Annotated in this window: 16 protein-coding genes; 11 read left to right on the forward strand and 5 right to left on the reverse strand. The window is 70.7% G+C overall.

All coding sequences use genetic code 11. The features are described from left to right. Positions 1-12: 12 nt before the first annotated feature. The 3 genes from AC2YHJ_RS17190 to AC2YHJ_RS17200 form a co-directional block, all read right to left on the reverse strand. On the reverse strand, positions 13-879 hold the full coding sequence (locus AC2YHJ_RS17190) for a DMT family transporter (RefSeq protein WP_487397315.1): 867 nt from the start codon (positions 877-879) through the stop codon (positions 13-15). After that, complete coding sequence (locus tag AC2YHJ_RS17195) at positions 876-1,517, reverse strand: trimeric intracellular cation channel family protein (RefSeq protein WP_487397316.1); 642 nt, start codon at positions 1,515-1,517, stop codon at positions 876-878. Before AC2YHJ_RS17195 ends, AC2YHJ_RS17190 begins: the two co-directional genes overlap by 4 nt. 202 nt (positions 1,518-1,719) lie before the next feature. Then, positions 1,720-2,949: an MFS transporter gene (locus AC2YHJ_RS17200; protein WP_487397317.1), complete on the reverse strand. Its 1,230-nt coding sequence runs from the start codon at positions 2,947-2,949 to the stop codon at positions 1,720-1,722. A 93-nt stretch (positions 2,950-3,042) separates the two neighbouring features. Between AC2YHJ_RS17200 and AC2YHJ_RS17205 the strand changes: the two genes are divergently transcribed. The 9 genes from AC2YHJ_RS17205 (at position 3,043) to AC2YHJ_RS17245 (ending at position 12,396) form a co-directional block, all read left to right on the forward strand. After that, positions 3,043-3,402 (forward strand): hypothetical protein, encoded by a 360-nt coding sequence (locus tag AC2YHJ_RS17205; protein WP_487397318.1) that lies wholly within the window; start codon positions 3,043-3,045, stop codon positions 3,400-3,402. Between the two features lie 3 nt (positions 3,403-3,405). After that, positions 3,406-4,524, forward strand: a complete 1,119-nt coding sequence (locus AC2YHJ_RS17210) for a glutathionylspermidine synthase family protein (RefSeq protein WP_487397319.1) — start codon at positions 3,406-3,408, stop codon at positions 4,522-4,524. Between the two features lie 296 nt (positions 4,525-4,820). After that, positions 4,821-5,225 (forward strand): DUF350 domain-containing protein, encoded by a 405-nt coding sequence (locus AC2YHJ_RS17215; RefSeq protein ID WP_487397320.1) that lies wholly within the window; start codon positions 4,821-4,823, stop codon positions 5,223-5,225. A gap of 130 nt (positions 5,226-5,355) precedes the next feature. Next, positions 5,356-5,802: a succinate dehydrogenase, cytochrome b556 subunit gene (gene sdhC / locus AC2YHJ_RS17220; RefSeq protein ID WP_487397321.1), complete on the forward strand. Its 447-nt coding sequence runs from the start codon at positions 5,356-5,358 to the stop codon at positions 5,800-5,802. A gap of 5 nt (positions 5,803-5,807) precedes the next feature. After that, a complete protein-coding gene (sdhD, locus tag AC2YHJ_RS17225; RefSeq protein WP_487397322.1) occupies positions 5,808-6,200 on the forward strand; it encodes a succinate dehydrogenase, hydrophobic membrane anchor protein in 393 nt (130 codons plus the stop codon). A 98-nt stretch (positions 6,201-6,298) separates the two neighbouring features. Then, positions 6,299-8,110: a succinate dehydrogenase flavoprotein subunit gene (sdhA, locus tag AC2YHJ_RS17230; RefSeq protein ID WP_487397323.1), complete on the forward strand. Its 1,812-nt coding sequence runs from the start codon at positions 6,299-6,301 to the stop codon at positions 8,108-8,110. 13 nt (positions 8,111-8,123) lie between these two features. After that, the gene (locus tag AC2YHJ_RS17235) at positions 8,124-8,906 is read left to right on the forward strand and encodes a succinate dehydrogenase iron-sulfur subunit (protein WP_487397324.1); all 783 of its coding nucleotides are present in this window, start codon (positions 8,124-8,126) and stop codon (positions 8,904-8,906) included. 192 nt (positions 8,907-9,098) lie between these two features. Then, the gene (locus tag AC2YHJ_RS17240; RefSeq protein ID WP_487397325.1) at positions 9,099-10,697 is read left to right on the forward strand and encodes a hypothetical protein; all 1,599 of its coding nucleotides are present in this window, start codon (positions 9,099-9,101) and stop codon (positions 10,695-10,697) included. A 106-nt stretch (positions 10,698-10,803) separates the two neighbouring features. Further along, on the forward strand, positions 10,804-12,396 hold the full coding sequence (locus tag AC2YHJ_RS17245; protein WP_487397326.1) for an ABC transporter substrate-binding protein: 1,593 nt from the start codon (positions 10,804-10,806) through the stop codon (positions 12,394-12,396). A 9-nt stretch (positions 12,397-12,405) separates the two neighbouring features. Here AC2YHJ_RS17245 and AC2YHJ_RS17250 read toward each other — a convergent pair whose 3' ends face one another. After that, the gene (locus AC2YHJ_RS17250) at positions 12,406-13,635 is read right to left on the reverse strand and encodes an OprO/OprP family phosphate-selective porin (RefSeq protein WP_487397327.1); all 1,230 of its coding nucleotides are present in this window, start codon (positions 13,633-13,635) and stop codon (positions 12,406-12,408) included. Then, positions 13,610-15,832 carry a primosomal protein N' gene (locus AC2YHJ_RS17255; protein WP_487397328.1) on the reverse strand — a complete coding sequence of 741 codons (2,223 nt, stop codon included), beginning with the start codon at positions 15,830-15,832 and terminating at the stop codon, positions 13,610-13,612. The genes AC2YHJ_RS17250 and AC2YHJ_RS17255 overlap by 26 nt, the downstream gene beginning before the upstream one ends. A gap of 73 nt (positions 15,833-15,905) precedes the next feature. On the opposite strand from AC2YHJ_RS17255, the gene fsa reads away from it, so the two are divergent. Next, positions 15,906-16,562 carry a fructose-6-phosphate aldolase gene (fsa, locus tag AC2YHJ_RS17260; RefSeq protein WP_487397329.1) on the forward strand — a complete coding sequence of 219 codons (657 nt, stop codon included), beginning with the start codon at positions 15,906-15,908 and terminating at the stop codon, positions 16,560-16,562. Further along, positions 16,559-17,242: a hypothetical protein gene (locus AC2YHJ_RS17265; protein WP_487397330.1), complete on the forward strand. Its 684-nt coding sequence runs from the start codon at positions 16,559-16,561 to the stop codon at positions 17,240-17,242. Before fsa ends, AC2YHJ_RS17265 begins: the two co-directional genes overlap by 4 nt. Positions 17,243-17,264: the final 22 nt, after the last annotated feature.

Consider the following 17,264-nt stretch of genomic DNA (forward strand, 5'->3'; position numbering starts at 1 on the left):
GCCCCTCCAACTTCACCGCGCCCTGCGCGGCCAGGCCAGCACCAACCCACCCGCCGCGATCAACGCGCATCCCGCCAGCGCCCACACTCCCGGTACGCGCGCGAACAGCAGCGCATCCAGCCCAAGCGCGAAGACGATGCGCGAATAATGCCAGGGCGCGAGGCCTGAGACCTCCGCCCGGCGCACCGCGCCGGCGATGCACAGCAGCGCCGCGGTCTGCACGGCCGCGTACAGCACCGCCAGCGCCACGTCCCCGGCATCTGGCGCGCGCCACAACCATGGCATCGCGGGACCCAGCAGCACCACTCCCGCCAGCGCGCCCTGCATCGTCGCGTCCCATTCATCCGCCACGCCGCGGATGCGCCGTGTCAGCACCTGGTACAGCGCATAGGTCAGCGCGCCGGACACCGGCATGACCGCCGCCCACGTGAACAGCTCGCCACCGGGCCGCACCACCACCAGCATGCCGGCAAAGCCAAGCGCGACCGCGATCCAGCGACGCGGCGTCACCTTCTCCCGCAGCACCAGCGCGCCGAGCACCACCAGGATGATCGGCGCGGTGAAGCCGAGGGCGGAAGCCTCCGTCACCGGCACCAGCGAGTAGCCGACCACGGCGAGCGTGGTGGACAGGATCAGCACCGCCGCCGCCAGCCGCTGGTCGCTCGCCTGCGCGGGCATGGCCAGGCGCCGCAGCGCCCCGGCGGCATCCGCGCTGCGCGTCAGCCACAGCGCCCCGCCGGCCAGCACGATGACCGACCGCAGGAAGGTGATCTGCACCGGGTCGAGTGACCCCGCGAGGATCTTCGCGAGCGCGTAGCCGAGCGTGTAGAGCAGCCCCGCGCCCAGGGTCAGCAGCACCGCCAGCACCGGCTGGGTCATCGCTGGTCCGGATACTCCCTGCCTGGCCGGGCCCGGTAGGTCGGCAGCGACCAGCCCCCCGCGATCGCCGCCGCCCGCGCCCCGAAGCCGACCGCGATGCCGAGCGACACCGCCAGCGTCCGCCCCGCCCCGGCGCCCTGCGCCAGGATGAAGACCGCCGCACCCATGGCAGCGGCGGTCGCATAAATCTCGCGGCGAAGGACCAGCGGCACCTCGGCGCAGACAATGTCGCGCAGGATACCGCCCGCCGTCGCGGTGATGGTGCCCATCAGCACCGCGACCCAGGCATCGACGCCGGCGCGCTGCGCGGCTTCCGCCCCCAGCACCGCGAACAGCCCAAGCCCGACCGCGTCGGCCCAAAGCAGCGCGACGAAGCGGCGTTCGATCCGGTGCGCGGTGAAGAACACGACGATGGCAAGGCCCGCGGCGAGCGCGACCATCTCCGGCACCGCCAGCCAGAAGACCGGCTGGTTCAGGATCACGTCGCGCACCGTGCCGCCGCCGAAGGCGCAGAGGCAGGCCACCAGCATGAAGCCGACCGGGTCGAGCTGCTTGCGCGACGCCGTCAGCGCGCCGGCCACCGCCAGCACGGCGACGGCCAGCCAGGTGAGCGCGAGGAGGAGGTTGTCGAAGGCCATCAGGCGCGGGACCCCGGAAGGGCGCCGCCCCTCCGGACCACCCCGCCAAAGTGCAGTGCACTTTGGAATGCCGGGATTTGGCGCTCGGCAGGATTGCCGCAAGCACCAGCGGATGGTGCACCGCGCGCGACCCCAAGAGGAGGCTTTCGAGGGCCGAAGGGAGAACTCCGAAGAAGGGCCTCGCCCCTTTCCGCCGGCGCCGTCACTCCGCCGCCACGGCCGTCGCCCGCCGGCTGCGGGCCTCGGCCTGCGCCGACCCGGCGCACAGCAACGACAGCCCAAGCAGCGTCGCGACCACCGGCAGCACCAGCATTGGGTAGCCCATGTCGATCAGGAAGCCGAGCGGCACCGGCGTGACTGCGCCCCCCAGCGGCAGGCCAGAGGAAACGAAGCCGAACACCTTGCCGATCTCCCCGGGGGGCGAGGCATCCTTCAGCATCACGTCGCGCGGCGTGCGCGATGCGCCCATCGCCAGCCCGCCGAGGAAGCCCACGATCGGCAGCAGGAATTCAGGCATCGGCAGCAGGCCGAGTGCGAGGATCATCGCCATGGAGAAGCCGGTCAGTACGAAGACGAAGCCGATCAGGTTTCGCTTCGACTTGTCCGCCACCCAGCCACCGACCAGCGTGCCGGATGTCGCACCGATCATGTAGCCGGTCAGCACCATGGAGGCGACGGCGACCGGCGTGCCCCACAGCTTGCCCAGCACGGTGATGACGAAGGCCTGGATGCCCGACCCGGCCATCGAGGACAGCATGAAGAAGCCGAAGAACAGCAGGATCGGGCGCGACAGCAGGATCTGCCGGCCCGTAGGCCCGCCCTCCGCCTTCTTGGCCTTGGGCTGGTCGCGCAGGATACGGCTCTGCACCAGGATGGCGATGACGACCGGCACGCCGAACAGCCCCACCAGCAGCAGCGCCGTGCGCCATCCCATGGTGGCGGCGAGAAGCGCTACCACCGGCGGGGCTAGCGCGAAGCCGAGATTGCCGGTGAAGGTATGCAGCGCGAAGGCGCGGCCCATGCGCGACTTGTCGATCGAACCCGCCAGGATCGCGTAGTCCGCCGGGTGGATCACGGAATTGCCTACCCCGGACAGGATCGCCAGCAGCCAGATCGCCCAGATCCCGGGCGCGAAGGCCATCGCCGAAACCGACAGCGCCATCAGCAGCGTGCCGCCGACCAGCACCGAGCGCGCCCCATGCTTGTCCACCCAGAAGCCGACCGGTGTCTGCAGCAGCGCCGTGGTGCCCGACATCAGCGCCACGGCCAACCCGAGCTCGGCGAAGGAGGAGCCGAACTCCTCCCGCCAGAATAGGAACAGCGGCGGCAGCGTCAGCACATAGAAATGGGACAGGAAATGCCCTGTCCCGATCAGCGTGATGATGCGCGCATCCTGGCCGATGCCGGCGGAGGGGGGCGTTTCGGCGGACATGGTTCCACCCTGGCCTGTGAAATTCATCACAACGCTTGCGCGCAGGATGCTTTCCCGTCAACGCCTCGCCAGCCTAACATTCGTTTCATGCGAATGGCGCGCACGATCACATTGGTGCTGCTGGGCGGCGGCGTGATGCTTGGCGGCGCCGCCATGCTCATGGGGCCGGGGTCAAACCGGGAGAACCGGCAGCGGGAATGCCAGGAAGCCCGTGCCCAGAATCGCCCCGATGCCGAACAGATCTGCGCCGCGGCGCGGACCTCCTCCTCCTCCGGCTACAGGTCCGGCTATCATGGATCGTCCTGGTTCTTCGGGCGCAGCGGGCGGTCGGGAAGCACGACGGGGGGATCGGCCCTGATCGCCTCCAGCGGGTTCCGCGGCAACGCGACCACCGTCTCCTCGCGTGGCGGATTCGGGTCCAGTTCGCGCTCCTTCTCCTCCTCCGGGTCCTGAAGGGTGGAACGGCGCAGCCTCGACCCCCGGCCCGACCGGCGGGAACGCGCCCGGCGCATGGGCTTCGCCTTCGCCGACGTGGGCGGGGAGCCGTACTGGGACGAAAGCGCCTGCTACCGCTTCGCCGAGGCCGAGATCGGCACGCTCGAGGAAGCCACCGCCGAGATCGAGCGGATCAGCCGCGCCGCCGTGGACTACGCGGTGCGCCAGGGGCTGAACGATCCACTCGGCATCCCCGACGGCGCCTGGCGCATCGTCGCGCGATCCTGGGAGAGGCAGGAACCCTCGCTCTACGGCCGGCTCGACCTGCGCTGGGACGGCACCGGGCCGCCCAAGCTGCTGGAATACAATGCCGACACCCCGACCGCGTTGTTCGAGGCCGCGGTGGTGCAGTGGGAATGGCTGCAATGCCTGGAGGAGGGCCGCGGGCCGGAACTCCACGACCAGTTCAATTCCCTGCACGAACGGCTGATCGCCGCCTGGGGCGCGATGGGCCTGCCGCCCACCGTCCATTTCAGCTGCGACGCCGAGAGCATCGAGGACCGCGGCACCGTCGACTACCTCCGCGACACGGCGATCCAGGCGGGGCTCGAAGCCCCCTTCCTGGCCATGGAGGAGATCGGCTGGAACGGGCAGGTCTTCACCGACCCCGACGAGAACCCGATCGAGGCGATGTTCAAGCTCTACCCCTGGGACTGGCTGCTGCGGGAGGCGTTCGGGGCGAACATCCCGAAGGCGCCGACCCGCTGGATCGAGCCGGCCTGGCGCCTGATCCCGGCCAGCAAGGCCTTCCTCTCCCTGCTCTGGCACCTCAACCCCAACCACCCGAACCTGCTGGCGGCGCATCTGGAACCGGGCAAGACCGGCCGGCCGGAGATCGCCAAGCCGCTCTGGGGGCGGGAGGGGGCTAACATCACCGCGCCGGGGATCGAGACCGACGGCCCTTATGGCGACCAGCCACGGGTCTGGCAGGAATATGCCGAATTGCCGTGCTTCGCCGGCCGATATCCGGTGCTCGGGTCCTGGATCATCGCCGGCGAGCCCGGCGGGCTCGGCATCCGGGAGGATGCGACGCCGGTGACCCGCGATTCGAGCCGCTTCGTGCCGCATTATTTTGATTGATCCCTCAACTTTGATTGACCCCTCAAACGGCGGGCGCCGTGCATCCGCACGGCTTGCCTTCGCGCCATGCGCTGATGCGCCGGGGGCGGCTGACGGTCTGGGCGCGGTCGCGCTGTGCGCTCCCGGCCCGATGCGGCGCATCGGGCCGATGATGCCGGTTCGCCGAGGGTGGACGCCATGACCGGCCCCGACGGCGGGCGCCAAGGGGCCGGCGGCTTGGGCGCGGTCGCGCCTTACACTCCTCGCCCGACGCCGCCCATCGGGCCAATAATGTCGGTTCGCCCAAGGAGAACGCCATGACCAGCCTCGCCACCCTGCCGGGGTTCCTGACGCATTTCATCGCCGGTGTCGCGCTGGTCTGGGTCGGGGGCTGGGCCTATTGCCGCATCACCCCGCAGGACGAGGTGGCGCTGATCCGCCAGGGCAACACGGCCGCCGCGGTCGCGCTGTCCGGTGCCTTGATCGGCATGGCGATCCCGATCGGGGCATCGGTGTCGAACTCGGCCAATCTGCTGGATGCGGCGGTCTGGGGCGTGGTGGCGGTGCTTGCCCAGTTGCTGTGCTTCTTCGTGGTGGTGCGCCTGCTCGGCCCCGGCTGGCGGGCGGCGATGGAACAGCGCAACGAGGCCGCCGGAGCGATCGTGAAGGCCGGAGTGTCGATCGCGGTCGGCATCGTCAACGCCGCGGCCATGAGCAGCTGAACCGTTCCCCGGCCAGGTCGCGCCCGTCTCGGAATTGACGCTCTCCTGCGGCGCACCATACAAGAGCGCGTGAAAAGGCCGCCCCCCGGTTCGGGGATCGGGGCGGGCGGCCCACTGGAGTTACGGACCCATGTCGAAGATCACCGACGCGCGGGAGGCCGTGATGGTCGGGCGCCGGTCGGACGGCACCCTCGTCCGCCGCCCGCTGTCGCCGCATCTGCAAGCGTATGACATGCTGCAGATCACCTCGGCGCTGTCGATCACGCACCGCATCACCGGCGTGCTCTGGGCGATCGGCCTGGTGTTCCTGGTATGGTGGCTGGTCGCCGCGGCGGCCGGGGAGGCATCCTTCAACGGGGCGCAGTGGTTCTTCGGATCCTTCGTCGGCGTGATCGGGCTGATGGGGCTGACCGCGGTGGCCTGGTACCACACGCTGAACGGGCTGCGGCACCTGTACTGGGACAGCGGGCGCGGCTTCGACCTGCCGACCACCTACCTGACCGGCCGGGGGGTGCTGATCGGCACCGCGGCGCTGACCGCGCTGACCTGGCTCATCATGCTCATTACCTGGATCTGACGCCGATGGCCGCGCCGACGATACGTTCCCTCCGCTCTCCGCTTGGCCGCGTGCGCGGCCTCGGTGCCGCAAAGGGGGGCACGCACCACTGGTGGATGCAGCGCGTCACCTCGATCGCGCTGCTGCCGCTGACGATCTGGCTGGTCTTTGCGCTCGCGCGCATGCCCGACGCCACCTGGCTGGAGGCGACCAACTGGATCGCCCGGCCGTTCAACGCCGTGCTGCTGCTCGCCTTCCTGGCCGCTGCCTTCCATCACACCGCCCACGGCCTGCAGGAAGTGGTCGAGGACTACGTGCGCGGCGAGATGGCCAAGATGGGCACGCTGCTCGCGATCAAGGGTGCCTGCTTCCTGCTGTGGCTGTCGGCGACCCTCGCCGTGCTGCGGATCGCGATCTGAACAACCCCTGGCGGGGCTGCGAAGACCGCCTAGCTTGACGACAGCATCGCGGGCCGGGGTGCCATCCCCGGCGGCGCGGAACGAGTGAGACGGATGCGATGAACGCGATCAGCAAGCCTTCCAACGGCGCCTACCGCATCGTGGACCACACCTACGACGTCGTCGTGGTGGGTGCCGGCGGCGCGGGCCTGCGGGCCACCTTCGGCATGGGTGCGGCCGGCCTCAAGACCGCCTGCATCACCAAGGTCTTCCCGACGCGTTCGCACACCGTCGCGGCGCAGGGCGGCGTTGGCGCCGCGCTCGGCAACATGGGCGAGGACGATTGGCGCTGGCACATGTACGACACCGTGAAGGGGTCGGACTGGCTCGGCGACCAGGACGCCATCGAATACATGTGCCGCGAGGCGGTGCCCGCGATCATCGAGCTGGAACATTACGGCGTGCCGTTCTCCCGCACCGAGGACGGCAAGATCTACCAGCGCCCCTTCGGCGGCCACATGACGCATTACGGCAAGGAACCCGCCATGCGGGCCTGCGCGGCGGCCGACCGCACCGGCCATGCGATCCTGCACACGCTGTATCAGCAGTCGCTGAAGCATAATTGCGAGTTCTTCGTCGAGTATTTCGCCCTCGACCTCATCATGGATGAGGAAGGCGTCTGCCGCGGCGTCATGGCCTGGTGCCTGGAAGATGGGTCGATGCACCGCTTCCGCGCGCAGACCGTGGTGCTGGCGACGGGCGGCTATGGCCGCGCCTACTTCTCCTGTACCTCGGCGCATACCTGCACGGGCGATGGCGGCGGCATGGCGCTGCGCGCCGGCCTGCCGCTGCAGGACAATGAATTCGTGCAGTTCCACCCGACCGGCATCTACGGCTCGGGCTGCCTGGTGACGGAAGGCGCGCGCGGCGAAGGCGGCTACCTGACCAATTCCGAGGGCGAGCGCTTCATGGAGCGCTACGCGCCGACGGCGAAGGACCTCGCCTCGCGCGACGTCGTGTCCCGCGCCATGTCGATGGAGATCCGCGAAGGGCGTGGCGTCGGTCCGCTGAAGGACCACATCCACCTGCACCTCGAACACCTGGGTGCCGACATCCTGCACGAACGCCTCCCCGGCATTTCCGAGACGGCGAAGATCTTCGCCGGCGTGGACGTGACGAAGGAGCCGATCCCGATGCTGCCGACCGTGCACTACAACATGGGCGGCATCCCCACGAACATTCACTGCGAAGTGCTGGCCGCGACCGCCGCCGACCAGGACCGCGTCGTGCCCGGCCTGATGGCGGTGGGCGAAGCGGCCTGCGTGTCGGTGCATGGCGCCAACCGGCTCGGCACCAATTCGCTGCTCGACCTCGTGGTGTTCGGCCGCGCCGCCGCGCACCGCGCCGCCGAAACGCTCAAGCCCGGTGCCTCCCAGGCGCCGCTGCCGCCCAAGGCCGGCGAGGCCTCGCTCGATCGCTTCGATCGCGTGCGCAACGCGAAGGGCAGCACCTCGGTCTCCGAACTGCGGCTGAACATGCAGCGTACCATGCAGACCCACGCCGCGGTGTTCCGCACCTCCGAACTGCTGAAGGAGGGCGTGGAGAAGATGGACAAGGTCGCTGCCGGCTATGCCGACATCAAGATCGCCGACCGTTCCCTGGTCTGGAACAGCGACCTGATGGAGGCGCTGGAGCTGGACAACCTGATCGGCAATGCGCTGACCACCGTCCACGGTGCCGATGCCCGCAAGGAATCCCGCGGCGCCCACGCGCAGGAGGACTACCCCGAGCGCGACGACGTGAACTGGATGAAGCACACCCTCGCGCGGGTGGACGATAAGTATGCGGTGGCGCTCGACTACCGCGACGTGAAGATGCGCACGCTGACCAACGAAGTGCAGGTCTTCCCGCCGAAGCCGCGCGTGTACTGAGGAATCCCGACCGATGGCGACGTTCACGCTTCCGAAGAATTCCACGGTCGGCGAGGGCCGTACCTACTCGGCGCCTGCCGGGTCGAAGAACGTCAAGGCGTTCAAGATCTACCGCTGGGATCCGGATGGCGGCGCCAATCCGCGCACCGACACCTATGAGATCGATCTCGACCAGTGCGGCCCGATGGTCCTCGACGCACTCATCAAGATCAAGAACGAGGTGGATTCCACGCTGACCTTCCGGCGGTCCTGCCGCGAGGGCATCTGCGGCTCCTGCTCGATGAACATCGACGGGCTGAACACGCTGGCCTGCCTCAAGCCGATCGACGAGGTGAAGGGCGACTGCCGCATCTCCCCGCTGCCGCACATGCCGGTGGTGAAGGACCTCGTGCCGGACCTGTCGCAGATCTACGCGCAGCTGCGCTCGGTCGAGCCCTGGCTGAAGGCCGACACCCCCCCGCCGCCCGATGGCGAGCGCCTGCAGTCCAAGGAGGAACGGGCGAAGCTCGACGGCCTCTGGGAATGCATCCTGTGCTTCTGCTGCTCGACCGCCTGCCCGTCCTATTGGTGGAACGGCGACCGCTACCTCGGCCCGGCAGTGCTGCTGCAGGCCTATCGCTGGATCGCTGACAGCCGCGACGAGGCGACCGGCGAGCGGCTGGATGCGCTGGAAGATCCGTTCAAGCTGTATCGCTGCCACACCATCATGAACTGCACCCGGACCTGCCCGAAGGGGCTGAACCCGGCGCAGGCGATCGGCGAGATCAAGAAGCTGATGGTCGAACGCCAAGGCTGACGACCGCCTTTCGCGGTCGTCAGCCTTGGCTCCATATCTGGTCCCTCAAACGGCGGGCGGCCGGCATCCGCCGGCCTTGCCTTCGCGCCCTGCACTGTCGCGCGGGGCACGACGGTCGATCTGGGCGCGGTCGCGCCGTGCGCTCGCGGCCTGATGCCTAGCATCGGGCCGAAGGTCACAGTGCCGGCGCCGATGACCCCCTTCCCCGACGCGACGACGCTCGCCGACAGCATCGCGCGCCACGCACCCGACGCGCGCCGCCTCCTGACCGCCTGGTCCGGCCCGGCCGCCCGGCCGCTGCTCCATGCGGGGCGGCGGATCGGGGCAGATTGGGTGATGGCCATCGCCCAAGGTCCCGGCCTCCTGCAGGCACTCCGCGATTACCTGCCCGAGGATCGCCTGCTGCACCTCCGGCAACGCGCGCCGCTGCCGGACCCGGCCGCCGCCCTGCGCGAAGCGGCGCGGGAGGGACTGCGCGCCGACGCGCTGCTACTGAACCAACCGGAGGCAATCGCCGCCGCGCCGGACCTGCTCGATCCGGGCGGGCTGCTGCTTCTCACCGGCGCGGCGCGGGCCGCGGCCGACACTCTCGACCACGGCTGCGACCCGCTGGAAGCCGCGCCGAACCTGCTCGCCCTGCGTCCTCGCCGCGCTGCCGCACCGCTGCCGGCCCCGGCCGGCAAGCGGGCGATCATCGTCATGGTGGTCGGGCGGCAGGCTGAGGCGGAATGGGAGATCAGCGGCCCCAGCATCACCGCCTATGCCGCTGCCATCGGCGCGGACCTCCGGCTGCTGCACGACGCGCCGGGCCTGCCCCTGGCCTTGCTGAAGGCCGCCGCCCGCGATGTCGCGGCCGAATATGACCGCTTCATCCTGATGGATTCGGACCTCGTCATCCGCCCGCACTGTCCGGACCTCTTCGCCCTGGTGCCGCCGGGCGCGGTCGGCGCCTTCCCCGAGGGCCGGCGCATCGACCGCCAGCACCTGACCGAGCAATCCGTCGCCTTCCTCGGCGGCGCGCCCTTCCCGCCGGAAACCTACTTCAACGCCGGCGTCATGGTGCTGTCGCGCGCCCATCTACACATGCTCGACGAGCTCGGCCGCGGCGTCCTTGCCGGTACGCTGATCGAACAGAACCTGATGAATGTCGTCGCCCGCCGGGCCGGCCATCCGATCACCGAGCTCGAAGCCGGGTTCAACTACATCCCGATCGGCGTGCAGCCGCATGACTGGCGCTGCGGCTGGGTCCTGCATCTCGCGGGCTCGCCCAAGCCGGCGTTCCGCCCAGCGCCGCTGTGGGAACGGCAGGAACACGCGCGGGGCATCGCCTGGGCGCAGCGCCAGCGGCTCGGCAAGCATCTGCGCCTGCCGCACCTCGCGGCGCAGGCCGAGCGCATCACCGGCCGGGAGGTGCATGTGCTCGACCCCGAGGACATGGACTATGCCGGCCCGCATGGGATGCCGCGGCTGATGCCGGATGGCTATGCGGCGATCTGGCTGGAAGCCTTGTCGGCCGGCGGCGCGCCACGCCGCGCCTGGGGCAGCTTCGCGACGGCGGCGCCAGGCCGCTGGCGCCTGCGGTTCATGCCTCTGCCGGGGGAAGGCCTGCCGGCGATCCGCTTCGCCATCGGCGCGCCAGGCGCCCCGCCGCTGCGGCAGGGCCGGGTGGACCGCCAGCCGCAATTGTTCCTCGATATCGAGGCGGGCGCGCCACCGCTGCGCATCACCCTGTTCGCGGGCGATGCGCCAGGCGGCCTCGGCGCCCTGCTGCTGAGCAGGCCGGGCGGCTGAGGCCGCCCGTCCGGCCCGGGGGTGCTTTCCCCATCTGGTGCCTGTGCCATGATCCCGGCATCCCGCCGGGGCCACCCGTCGCGGGCCACAAGAACGGGAACGACCAATGACCAATCCTCGCCCGCGCGGCCCCGCCCGCATCGCGGCGCTGGCCGCGGCCCTGGCCGCCTGCCTCGCCCCGCCCGCCCTGGCGCAGACGCTGACGATCGGCTCCGCCTCGCCGGTCACCACCATCGACCCGCATTTCCACAATGTCGGCCCGAACAACGCGCTGACCATGCACATCTTCGACCGGCTGGTGGAACGCGACGGCCGGGCGCGCCCGCATCCGTCGCTCGCCGCGTCCTGGCGCGTCGTCTCCGACACGGTGTGGGAGTTCAAGCTGCGCGAGGGCGTGACCTGGCACGACGGTCGCCCCTTCACGGCGGACGACGTGGTCTTCACCTTCGGCCGCGTGCCGAACGTGCCGAACAGCCCGGGCGGCTTCCAGGGCTTCCTGCGCGCCATCACCCGCGTCGAGGTGGTGGACCCGCACACACTGCGCCTGCATACCGCCGCGCCGCATCCGCTGATGCCGCTCGACCTCGCATCGGTGTCCATCATCGCGCGCCACGCGGCGGAAGGTGCGAGTTCCGACGACTACAACACTGGCCGTGCCGCCGTCGGCACCGGGCCCTATCGCCTGGTGTCCTACCGCTCCGGCGACCGCATCGAGCTGGCGCGCAACGAGGCGTATTTCGGTGGCGCGGAGCCCTGGGCACGGGTGAACTACCGCATCGTCAACAATGACGCGGCGCGCACCGCGGCGTTGCTGGCCGGCGATCTCGACGTGATCGAGCAGGTGCCGACCTCCGACCTCGCCCGCCTGCGCCGCGAGCCGCGCGTCACGGTTACCGAGATCGCCAGCACGCGCACCGTCTACATGGCGCCGGACTACTCGCGCGACGGCGGCACGCCGCTGATCACCGACAATGCCGGCACGCCGCTGCCGGTGAACCCGTTCAAGGACGTGCGGGTGCGCCGCGCGCTGTCGATGGCGATCAACCGGCAGGCGCTGGTGGACCAGGTGATGGAAGGGGCTGCGACCGCGACCGCGCAATGGCTGCCCGAAGGCGCCTTCGGCTACAATGCGAATGTCCGCCCGCGCGCCTTCGACCCCGATGGCGCGCGGCGCCTGCTCGCCGAGGCAGGCTATCCGAACGGCTTCCGCGTCACCGTCCATACGCCCAATGACCGCTGGCCGAACGATGCGCGGCTGACCCAGGCCATCGCACAGATGTGGACGCGCATCGGCGTGCGCGTGCAGGTCGAGGCACTGCCCTGGACCGCCTTCGTGCCGCGCCGCGCGCGCATCGAATACGCCATGCAGATGGCCGCCTGGGGCAGTTCCACCGGCGAAGGGTCGAACTTCCTCATCAACACGCTGGCGACGAACAACCGCCAGCTGCTGACCGGCGCGAACAACAATGCGCGCTTCTCGGGTGCGGCCTTCGATGCGCTGGCCGCGCGGGGTTCCGCCACGCTCGACGACGAACGGCGCGAGGCGATCTGGCATGAGGCGGTCGCGCTCTACGCCGAGGAGGAGCCGCTGATCCAGCTGATCCAGTACGTCAACACCTGGGCGGTGCGGCGCGGGCTGACGCATGACCCGCGGATGGATGAACGCACCATCGCGATGGGGGTGCGGCAGGCGCGGTAACGGTCGCGGTCAGGGCGCGAAGGAGATCCGCCAGCCGACCGCCTGGAACGGGCGGTCGGGCCCATGGCCGGTGATCCGCCCGACCTCCCCTTGCATCGTCACCCGGACACGGTCGGCCGGATACCAGTTCAGCCCGACCGTCCAGATCGACTGCACGCCGCCGCGCGTCGGGCCGTCATCGAGGTCCGCCCGGCTGTAGCGCCCGGCCAGTTCCAGCCAGCCCCAGGCGCCGGCCGCGGGATCGAGGGTTGCTTCCTCTGGCTTCACCCACGCCGCGCGCCGCGCATCCCAGCGCCGCGGCGCGCCCAGCAACGGCCAGGACGCCGCCGCATACCAGCCGGAGAAATGCCGCGTCCCGCCGCTGTCGGCATCGACGCCGATCGCCTGGTACTCGGCGGCGAAATGCAGCGGCCCGATCATGCCCGACAGTTCAGGCCCCACCGCCCAGGCCTGCCCGGCCGGGATGCTGCGCGTGTCGAGAAAGCGATTCGGCGAGATGCGTAGTTCGGGATAGTCGCGCAGCCGCACGGCGTCCTGCCCGGCGCTGCGCGGCTGCGCCTGCAGCGCGCCGTTGACGCCGAACAGCACGCGGACGGGTCCATCGAAGGGCTGCAACGCCGCGCGGCCGACGATGCCGCGTTCTCGATCGTCACCGTCGCTGCCCTCGGCCGGCGGCGCGGTCACACCGCCGGTACCGTAGGCGCTGGCGAACCATGTCTCGCCGTGTAGTTCGACACCCGCGGCCATGCGGCTCGACCCCGAGGCCAGGCTGGCCGCGATCTGGATGATCGAGGCACGCTCCATGAACATCTGGGTGAAGGACCCGCCTGACACCTCCAGTGTGTGCAGCGGCGTGAAGACGCCCGCGCGCACCGTCACCGCCTCGGACACCCGCCAGCCGAGTTGCGCCTCGTAGAGCCGCCCGCCATCCGGCTGGGCGCCCGGCGAGCCCGGCGCGAAATCCCACAGCAGCACGTAGTCGAGGTCGTGGAGGATCTGCCCGAGCACGCCTACCTGCGCCCGCCGGACGGTGACGTTGCTCTGGAAACCGGGCCGAACCTCCTGCCCGGCGAAGGATCCGGCATCGAGGTCCAGGCGGCCGGCGGGTGCCACCGTGAAGCGGCCATCGAACAGCGCAAGGCGGGGCAGCCATGCTTCCTCGGCTGCGGCGCGCGGCGTCGCGCCGAACAGCAGCGCGGCCAGGCCGAGACCGCTACAGGAAGCCCACCGGATCGACATCCACCTGCACCCGGACGTTGCCCGGCACGCTAACCTTCCCAAGCCAATCCTGCAGCAGCGGCTGCACCGCGATGTCGCGCCGCGTCTTCAGCAGGAGCCGGCGCCGGTGCCGCCCGCGCAGGATCGCCAGCGGCGCCGGGGCGGGGCCGAGCACCTCCACCCCCTCCCCGCCCGGCGCGGCGAGGCCGAGGTCGCGGGCGGTGCGCTCGGCGGCGCGTTCGTCCTCGCTGCTGACGATCAGCGCGGCGAGACGCCCGAAGGGTGGCCAGTGGCCCGGGCGGCGGTCATCCGCCTCGGCCGCCATGAAGGCCTCGAGGTCGCCCGAGACCAGCGCCTGCATCACCGGATGCTCGGGGGCGAAGGATTGCAGCAGGACATGGCCGCGATGCTCCTCCCGCCCTGCCCGGCCGGCGACCTGGTGCAGCAGCTGGAAGGTGCGCTCGGCCGCGCGCAGGTCCCCGCCGGCCAGACCGAGATCGGCATCGACCACGCCCACCAGCGTCAGGTGCGGGAAGTGCCAGCCCTTGGCGACGATCTGCGTGCCGATGATGAGATCGACCTCCCGCCGCTGGATCGACTGCGCGGCGGCGGCCGCGGCGGCCGGGCCGGGGATGGTGTCGGATGCCATCACCAGTCGCCGAGCCTCGGGCCACAGGGCGCTTGCTTCCTCCAGCACGCGTTCGACGCCCGGGCCGATCGGCACGGTGGAATGCGCCGCGCCGCATTGCGGGCAGGCCTCGGGCGGCGCTTCGACATGGCCGCAATGGTGGCATTGCAGGCGGCGCTGCGCGCGGTGCTCGACCAGCCAGGCGGTGCAGTTCGGGCAGCGCATCCGGTGCCCGCAGGCGCGGCACAGCGTCATCGGCGCATAGCCGCGCCGGTTCAGGAACAGCATGGCCTGTTCCCCGCGCGCGAGCGTCGCCGTCACCGCCTCGACCAGCGGCGGGGACAGGAAGCGGCCGCGCTCCGGCGGCGTGCGGCGCAGATCGACCAGCCCGACGTCGGGCAAATCCGCGCCACCGTGCCGCGCCGGCAGGTGCACGGCAGCGTAGCGTCCCGTCTCGGCGTTGATGGTGCTTTCGAGCGACGGCGTCGCACTCGCCAGCACGCAGGCCGCAGAGGACAGCCGCGCCCGCACCACCGCCATGTCGCGCGCGTGGTAGACGACACCTTCCTCCTGCTTGAAGGCCGTCTCGTGTTCCTCATCGACCACGATCAGGCCGAGATCCGGGAAGGGCAGGAACAGCGCCGATCGTGCCCCGACCAGCACCCGCACCTCGCCTTCCGCCACCGCGCGCCAGGTCTCGCGCCGGGTGCGGGAGGTCAGTTCGGAATGCCACAGCGCCGGGGCCGCACCGAAGCGCGCTCGGAAGCGGTCGAGCCATTGCGCCGAGAGCGCGATCTCCGGCAGCAGCACCAGCGCCTGGCGGCCCTGCGCGATGCAGGCGGCGACCGCCTCGAAATACACCTCGGTCTTGCCCGAGCCGGTCACGCCGGTCAGCAACGTGGTCGAGAAGGCGCGCCGGTCCACCGCTTCGCGCAGCGCGCGCGCCGCGGCGTCCTGCTCGGCACCCAGGACCGGGCCGGGATGCGACGGGTCCGGCGCGGCGAAGACCGGGCGGCGCGGCAGCAAGGCGGGCTGGATCAGCCCCGCATCGGCCATGCCACGCAGGATGGCCGGGGCGACGCCGGCGGCTTCGGCGATCTCCCCCCCCGCGCGTGCGCCGCCATCGGCCAGCAGGTCCAGCACGCGGCGACGCGGCGGGGTGATGCGTGCGCCCTCGGGCGGTCGGGATGCGCGGCGCCAGCCGGCCTGCGGCGCGCGCGGTTCCAGCGCCGAGGGCGCGCTCATCGCCATGCGCAGCACCGCGCCGGGGGGGCTCAAGGTGTAGGCGGCGACCCAGTCGACAAAGCGGCGCAGCGTCGCGGTCATCGGTGGGACATCGAGCAACTGCTCGACGTCACGAAGACGTGATTCCGGCAGGTTGGGGTCGGGCGCGCCGTCCCACACCACGCCGATCGCCTGGCGCCGGCCAAGCGGGACGACGACGAAGGCGCCGGGGGCGACCGGCACGCCCGCCGGAGCTCGATAGTCGTAAGCATCGGCCAGCGGCAAAGGCAGCAGCACGCGCAGCCGTGCCGCGCGCGGAACAAGAGACGACGTGTCCTCCGTCCGCTCCAAATTTGCATGCACCATGGGTTACACTGTGATCCCGCGCACGGCTTTCGTTCCGAACACGCCGCAATCTGCCCCTGGAAGGTCTCTCAGCATGAAGTTCTTCGTCGATACCGCCGAGGTTGCCGACATACGGTCCCTTGCCGAGGCCGGCCTCGTCGATGGTGTCACCACCAATCCGTCGCTCATCGCCAAATCCGGCCGCGACATGAAGACCGTGATTGCGGAGATCTGTGCCATCACCCCGGGTCCCGTCAGCGCCGAAGTGACCGCGACGGACGCGGCCGGCATGCTGGCGGAAGGCCGCGTGCTGCGCGCCATCGCGCCCAATGTCTGCGTGAAGGTGCCGCTGACCGAAGCGGGCCTCGTCGCCTGCCGCACGCTGGCCGGCGAAGGCGCAATGGTCAACGTCACGCTCTGCTTCACCGCCGCGCAGGCGCTGCTGGCCGCCAAGGCGGGTGCCACCTTCATCTCTCCCTTCGTCGGCCGGCTGGATGACATCTCGACCGACGGGATGCGGCTGATCGCGGACATCGTCCAGATCTACCGCAACTACCCCGCCCTGAAGACCGAGGTTCTGGTCGCCTCGGTCCGCAACCCGATCCATCTGATCGAATCAGCGAAGCTCGGTGCCCATGTCGCAACCCTTCCGCCATCCGTCATCCGTATGCTGCTGAAGCATCCGCTGACCGATCGCGGCCTGGAGGCCTTCCTGGCCGACTGGAACAAGACGGGACAATCCATCCTATGACCGCGCCCCTCCCCGCCCAGGCTGTCCCGTCAACGGATCTCCAGGCGGAGGAGGTCGAGGCCTTCCTGCGTATGCATCCGGGCTTCCTGTCCGAACGTCCGGACATCTATCGCGTGCTGGTGCCGCCGCGGCGCCTGCATGGGGAGAACCTCGCCGACCACATGGCGGCGATGCTCGTTGCGGAACGCGGCCGCGCCCGCGCCATGGAATCGGAAGTGCATGCTGCGCTGGAGGCCGGGCGCGCCGGCGCGGCCCTGTCGGTGCGGGTGCGCCTCGCCGTGCTGGCGCTGATGCGGACCCAGGACGTGATGGAAGCCGTGACGCAGGAAATCCCCGCGCTGCTCGGCGTCGAGACCTGCACCCTTGCGGCCGAGCCCGGCTTCGGTCCCGGCGCCCTGCCCGCCGCCATGATCCGCCTGCCGCGCGGCGCGGTGACGCGCCTGGTCGGCCATGGCCGCGACGCGGTGGTGCGCACCATGCCGACCGATGTCGATCTGCTGCATGCCGAGGCGGCGCCGCTGGTGGTGCGCGACGCATTGGCGCGCGTGCCGCTACCGGTGGGTCCGCCGGCGCTGATCGCGGTGGGCGCGCGCGACCCGGCCGCGCTGCCGATGCGCCAGACCGTGGCGATCCTCGCCTTCCTCGGCCGCGCCGTCTCGGCGGCGCTGTCGCGTCAATGATGACGGGCAGCACCAGCCCACA

Source organism: Roseomonas sp. SRI_022 (assembly GCF_057586215.1).